General features: G+C 59.4%; 5 protein-coding genes. 2 read left to right on the forward strand and 3 right to left on the reverse strand.

What is annotated here, in order from left to right; genetic code table 11:
- Together P8X48_11950 and P8X48_11955 are read left to right on the forward strand one after the other, a co-directional pair.
- The coding region (locus tag P8X48_11950; GenBank protein ID MEJ2108017.1) for a hypothetical protein at positions 1 to 217 on the forward strand (217 nt) is incomplete at its 5' end.
- Positions 214 to 3,684, forward strand: a complete 3,471-nt coding sequence (locus P8X48_11955) for a UvrD-helicase domain-containing protein (protein MEJ2108018.1) — start codon at positions 214 to 216, stop codon at positions 3,682 to 3,684. The genes P8X48_11950 and P8X48_11955, both read left to right, overlap by 4 nt.
- Here P8X48_11955 and P8X48_11960 read toward each other — a convergent pair.
- The 3 genes from P8X48_11960 to P8X48_11970 form a co-directional block, all read right to left on the reverse strand.
- Positions 3,681 to 4,772 (reverse strand): sensor domain-containing diguanylate cyclase, encoded by a 1,092-nt coding sequence (locus tag P8X48_11960; protein ID MEJ2108019.1) that lies wholly within the window; start codon positions 4,770 to 4,772, stop codon positions 3,681 to 3,683. The two genes, P8X48_11955 and P8X48_11960, sit on opposite strands and share 4 nt — an antisense overlap.
- Before the next feature lie 150 nt (positions 4,773 to 4,922).
- On the reverse strand, positions 4,923 to 5,732 hold the full coding sequence (locus tag P8X48_11965) for a response regulator (protein ID MEJ2108020.1): 810 nt from the start codon (positions 5,730 to 5,732) through the stop codon (positions 4,923 to 4,925).
- Positions 5,725 to 6,295 (reverse strand): hypothetical protein (locus P8X48_11970; GenBank protein ID MEJ2108021.1); only part of this gene is annotated, 571 nt, incomplete at its 5' end. The genes P8X48_11970 and P8X48_11965, both read right to left, overlap by 8 nt.

Raw genomic sequence — 6,295 nt, forward strand, 5'->3', positions numbered from 1 at the left:
GGGGCACTTCCGTGTACGCGTCCATGCCTCCAAAAAATATACAAAGCGGCCACTTGGAGGGTCAAGAAAGGTTAATGGTATTAAGTCGTTATTTCGTGTATTTGATTTTTCTATTCAGCGACTTATAGATTTCGTGAATATTCAACACATTGAATATTTTTCAATTTTAGAGCAAGAATCGGTCAAGGCCTGCATCTCCAGGAGAACACCCTTTTGACGGAGGCCCTGCATTCTGTCACGCCCCATCTCAACTTTACGGTCGAGGCCTCCGCCGGCACGGGCAAGACCTGGCTGCTGACAAGCCGCATCATCCGTCTGCTTCTGCAAGGCGCGACGCCGGGTTCCATCCTGGCCATCACGTTTACCCGCAAGGCAGCGGCGGAGATCCGGGAACGAATCGAGCAACGGCTGCTGGAGATGGCGCTGGCGGACGACCCCGCCCTGATTGCATCCCTTGCCCAGCTGGGCCTTGAAGACCCCGATTCTGCGATCCTGCAGCGCGCCAGGGGATTGTACGAGACCTTTCTCACCGCCGAACATGGGGCGCGAATCTCGACCATACATGCCTTTTGCCAGGACATCCTGCGGCGTTTTCCGCTGGAAAGTCGATTGCCCCCTGCATTCCAGGTCGTAGAAACTCCCACGGAGGCTCAGGAGGCGGCGTGGAGTTCCTTGATGCGGGAACTCAGTAGGCTTCCGGAGGAGCACCCCCTCTCCCGCTCTTTCGATCACCTCCTGCAATGGCTGGCGAGTTCAAGTGCGGTGCGAGAGGCTCTGGTCAGCTTCGTCGAACTCCGGGGCGATTGGTGGGCCTTCACTGAAGAATCCGGCGATCCCGCGGTCTGGGCCACGAGCGTCCTGGGAGAACAACTGCAGGAAACCGGCAGTCTTCCGGATGAACAGTCACTGCGCGACGACCTTTCCCAATACGCTGATCTCATCGGCCGCCATCCGCCCGCGACTTACCAGCAGCGAGCGCAGTTGTTGCAGCAGGCTTTGGAGAATGCATCGGACGGCGTGGATACATGGCTCGCGGCAACAACCTCCGTGTTCCGCACAAAAGATGGAGGCCGGCGCGCACTCAAGGCCAGCGCGGCTCTAGAGAAATCCGTCGGTGCCGCCGGGATGGTACGCCTGCTGCAACTGCATGGGCAACTTGGTGATGCCATGGACCTCTGGATTGATCTGCAGCGACGCTCGCAAAACCTCGAACGCAATCGCGCCTGGTACACCTGCGGTCAGGACCTGCTGGCGCGGTTTCAGGAAGCAAAACTCCAGCGTGGCCAGCTGGACTTCACCGATCTTGAATGGCAAACCTATCTGTTACTCAACCGAAGCCGACACGCGGAATGGGTGCAGTACAAGCTGGACCAGCGCATTGACCATCTCCTGATCGACGAGTTTCAGGACACAAACCCGGTCCAATGGCATTTGCTGCTGCCGCTACTGGAGGAACTTGCCGCAGGAAATCCCGAACGACCCCGCAGCGTCTTTCTGGTCGGAGATACCAAACAATCCATCTATCGGTTCCGACGCGCGCAACCGGAACTCTTCAACCAGGCGAGGACCTGGATGCAATCCACGATCGAAGCCCACGACGCTACGCAGATAAGGTCTCGCCGGTCCTCGCCCGTCATCATGGAGTTCGTCAATCTGATTTTTGCACACAGCAAAGATCAGGACGAGGTCCATCCCTACCCGTTGCCGGATTTTGCAAGGCACGACACCCATCACGAAGACCTGTGGGGTCGTGTTGAAGTGTTGCCCCTTACCGAACCTCGCAGGACTAATACGGATTCCGATTCGGGTGAGTTTCGCGACCCCCTGCTCCGACCACGCAAAACCCCGGAAGACCCGGACACGGCCGAAGGCGAACAGATTACCGCAATCATACGGGAAATCCTCCATCAACCAGTCTCGGTGAATGGTTCGGTACGACCGGCCGACTACAGTGACTTCCTCATCCTCGTACGGAACCGAACCCATGTCGGAAGGATTGAACAGCAGCTGCGGGACGCATCCATTCCCTACTCCGGCGCAGCCCGCACGCCGCTGGCGCAACTTCCGGAAGTCGCCGACATCCTGAACCTGCTCGGCGTATTGATGTCGCCTATGGACAATGTGGCACTGGCGTCGGCGCTGCGCTCACCGGTATTCGATTGCGCGGAAGGCGACTTGATGGAGTTGGCGCGCCTGCCTGAGCCCTGCTGGTGGCACCGCTTGCGGGAACTGGTTCATGATTCACCCCGGTCCAAAGACCGGCTGGTTCGCGCCTACCGCCTGTTGGATTCCTGGCGCTTGCTGGTCGACCGCATCCCGGTACACGATCTGCTGGACCGGATCTATACAGACACCAACCTCGTCCAGCGCTATCTGCACGCAGCTCCGCCGCATTACCGGAACCGCCTTTCGGCAAGCCTGAATCAGGTACTGGATCTTGCCCTGGAGCTGGACGGCGGACGCTATCCCGGTCTGTCACGATTCATCCGTTCCCTGGCACGCTCCTCATCCAGCCCCGCCCCGGTGGACCCAAAGGGCAGGCAATCGGGACAAGTGCGCGTCATGACCATACACGGAGCCAAGGGGCTGGAGGCACCGGTTGTGATACTGGCAGACGCCGCGCGCGTGGCGAGCGAGCCGGGGGGTCGACGCACACGCCCGGTCGTTGCCTGGCCCGCCGGTGTGCGACGGCCAAGCGCACTTCTGATTGCGGGTCGCGAGGACGAGCGGGACGACTACACCCGCAAGACGCTCCACCGGCTCTCCCGCGAGCAGCAGCGCGAAGAGGCGAACCTGCTCTATGTTGCCCTCACCCGGGCACGCCAATACCTGTTTGTCACCGGAACCCGGCCCGGAACCAGCGATCTCGGATGGTACGGCCACATCTCGCGTCGACTGCAGCGGGCGGGCAGCACAAGCGGCCGGTCCGTCCCGAATCTACAGATTGACACAAAGCAGGAGCAGGATGCCGACGGGGCTCTCGCTCACTTCATCCTCGATTTTGGCGCACCACCGCAGTCGGTACAGCCGGCAGCAACGGCGCAGACCGAGCCCAAACCGGTGGACGCGCGGCTTGGCCACCCGCTTTCGACCGCCCGCGCGGACGACTTCATTAACCCGAGTGCATCCATTGCAGCCACGGAATTCGATTTTCCACGGGAGGAAGCCCTGACGTCTCCACAAGCCGGGCAAAGTGCCCGGGAACGCGGGATCCTGATTCACAGCGCCCTCGAGATTCTCGGGGACATCGCGGACCGTGACGACGCACAGAATCAATGGCGGCTGGGTTCCGCCGGGATACCGGCTGCGATACTCGATTCCTGCTGGGCAGAGGCGGCTTCCGTGATCGATGACGAGGCTCTTGGCAAATTCTTTGATCCGTCGACATATCAGTGGGCGCGGAACGAATTGCCCATACTCTACCGGGATAGGGAACGCACCGTTTCCGGCGTGGTCGACCGCCTCGTGGCGAGTGATCAAACCATCTGGCTACTCGACTACAAGACCCATTCCCATGCGACCGCCGACACCGCGCCCGTGATCGCGAGGAACTACGCGGCGCAACTTCGACTTTATGCCAAAGGAGTCTCCCGGCTTTGGCCGAAATACGAGGTGCGGCCAGCCGTGCTCTTCACCGCTTGCCGTATCCTTGTCCCGGTGGAAATGGACTCAAACGGGGGCTAGGTCCGTGGCTGGGCGACAACAACCCGGTTCCGGCCATTGTGCTTTGCTGAATACAGGGCGTTGTCGGCATAGCGGAACAGGATTTCGCCCGGATCGCTTTCGTCCGGATGATCCGGACCCAGGCACGCTACCCCGACGGAGGCCGTAACGGCGACATCTTTGAGTTCTGCGGTCTCGAATTCCACCGCGGCGATATTGCCGCGAATGCGATTTGCAATTTCCGCCGCCTCCGGCAGATCGGTATCCGGAAGCAGAAGTACAAATTCCTCCCCCCCATAGCGCGCCAGCACATCACTGCTGCGAAGGACAAACTCGAGCTCGCGCGCAACCCGTTGCAGCACGCGGTCGCCGGCCTGATGGCCATAACCGTCATTGATCTTCTTGAAGTGGTCAATATCGACAACCAGACAGCTCAGGCTCAAACGGGTTCGACGCCACCGATCGGCCTCTTCCACGACGCGGCGTTCGAAAAAGCGTCGGTTCGAGATTCCGGTCAATGCGTCGGTGAGACCGTCCAGCTTGAGTCGCTCGTGGCTGACAACATTGTCTATGCACAAGGCCGTAATAGCGGCCAGGTGTTCAAGCAGGTCCGTGGCCGCGCCAGGCTCGAAATGTCCGCCGCGAGGACTGCACTGGTTGAGGCTGCCAATCACTTCACCCTGGGCAATCAACGGCACCACAGCCACAGAGCCAATCACACCTTTGGGCGAGGGAAACAGCGACTGATGGCGAACCGGGTCAAACTGGCCCAGCCAGGGGCGAAACGGTGGCGGGAACACGGCGTCCAGAGCCCCAGCCGGGAGGGCGATGAAACTGCCATTCCATTGCACGTCCGGCTCCTTCTCCAGCATCCGGCTCAGTTCGTACTCCGGATCAAGACAGGCCACGGTCACGTAGTCTACGGTACCGAAACGGTTGATAAATCCGTCGACCACGACGTCGATCAGACGACCCAGGGACCGCACCTCGAGCATCTGGCGCTCAATGGTGTTGAAGCCGGACCAGATATGCTCATTGCTGCGAACCTGATCCTCAAGCAGGTTCAGGCGCCTCTGAAGTGCGCGATATTTTGTTGCTTCGTCATCCATAAAGGTCCAACCGGCCGGACAAGCGCGGACTGCCTAGTTTGCATGGCAGCCGATTCCGGTCATATTTCGGTTCCACTCCTGGATATGTATACGGAAAATATACACCAGGCGACAGGCCTCCTCCACGCAACAAGGCCTTTTCGAAACCGCCTATTCCCGTTCTCTATCGGCAATTACCGATGCAACGCGTGACTTCAGCAGCACCGAGTTGAATGGCTTGATCAGATAGTCATCTGCGCCGAGATCGATACAGCGCTTGACGCTTTCAACATCGCTGACGGCGGTCAGCATGATGACCGGCAACCGGCGGGTACTTTCGTCCTCCTTCATCGTGCGAAGTACCTGGTAGCCATCCATTTCCGGCATCAGGATATCGAGAAGCACCAGATCAACATCTTGCTTCGCGATAGTATCCAGACCCTCGCGCCCACTGGACGCAGTCAGCACCTCGTAGTCATCGCGCTCCAGACGCCGTGAAAGCATGTCCTGGTTCATGGCGTTGTCGTCGATGATCAGGATGTGGCGCTTCGGCCCGGAACCGGTTTCCCTGCCTTCGCCCTCCCGTTCCGGCCGCCCATGCAATACCGCCGCGATACGGGACTTCACAAATGGAATGTTGAACGGCTTCGTCAGATAGTCATCCACGCCAAGCTCAAGACATCGAATTACGCTTTCGATCTCGTGGACCGCAGTGAGCATGATTACCGGAATCGCCCGCGTGCGCGGATCTTCCTTCAGGGACTGCAATACCTGGTAGCCGTCCATTCCAGGCATCAGAATATCCAGAAGGATCAGGTCCACATGATGATCGGCCAGGATGTCGAGCCCGTCACGTCCGTCGCGCTCGACCAGTACCTCGTACCCTTCCCTGGACAGTCTTCGGGAAAGGATGTCGCTGTTCATTACGTTGTCATCAATGATCAGCAGTGTCCCCTTGCCGGATTCCGGTTGCCTAGCCATCACCCTGCGCCGCCTTCTTGCCAGACTTGCCGCCCGGTTCGTCCTTCGAGACTTCCAGTACACCTGAATTCCGCAAATGGGAGACGATCTTGTCGACCAGCAGCTGCACCGATTCCTGGTCCAGCAGCTTACGCTTCGCCGGACTTCCAAATCTTCCAGAGCGCCCCCACACCTGGTCCCCAACAATTACCGGAATACCACACAACTCCCGGTCCTGGGCGAGCAGGTCACGCAAGTTGCCTTCACCGGATTCGGAATGCTCGTTCCAAAGAAGAACTGCGTCTGGAATATTCCTGCGCGCGAACGACAGCGCTGCCGTTCCTGAATCCGTGCCCTGGGCCTCGAATCCGGCCTTGCGCAGCATCCAAACCAGGGTGTCTCTGTCACTGATATCGGGACTGACAACCAGAATGCCGGCAACACGCATGCGACGCTCGCTCACGTAGCCTGCCTCCCGTTCGATCAGCTGCTTGCCACCCCCCAGCGCCAGAATCTTCTCAGTTTGCGTGCCATATCCGAAGGGTTCTTCCCGGATACCCTCCCTTCCTGCCACCACCTCCGGC

This window comes from Acidiferrobacteraceae bacterium, assembly GCA_037388825.1.
Lineage (GTDB): Bacteria > Pseudomonadota > Gammaproteobacteria > Acidiferrobacterales > JAJDNE01 > JARRJV01.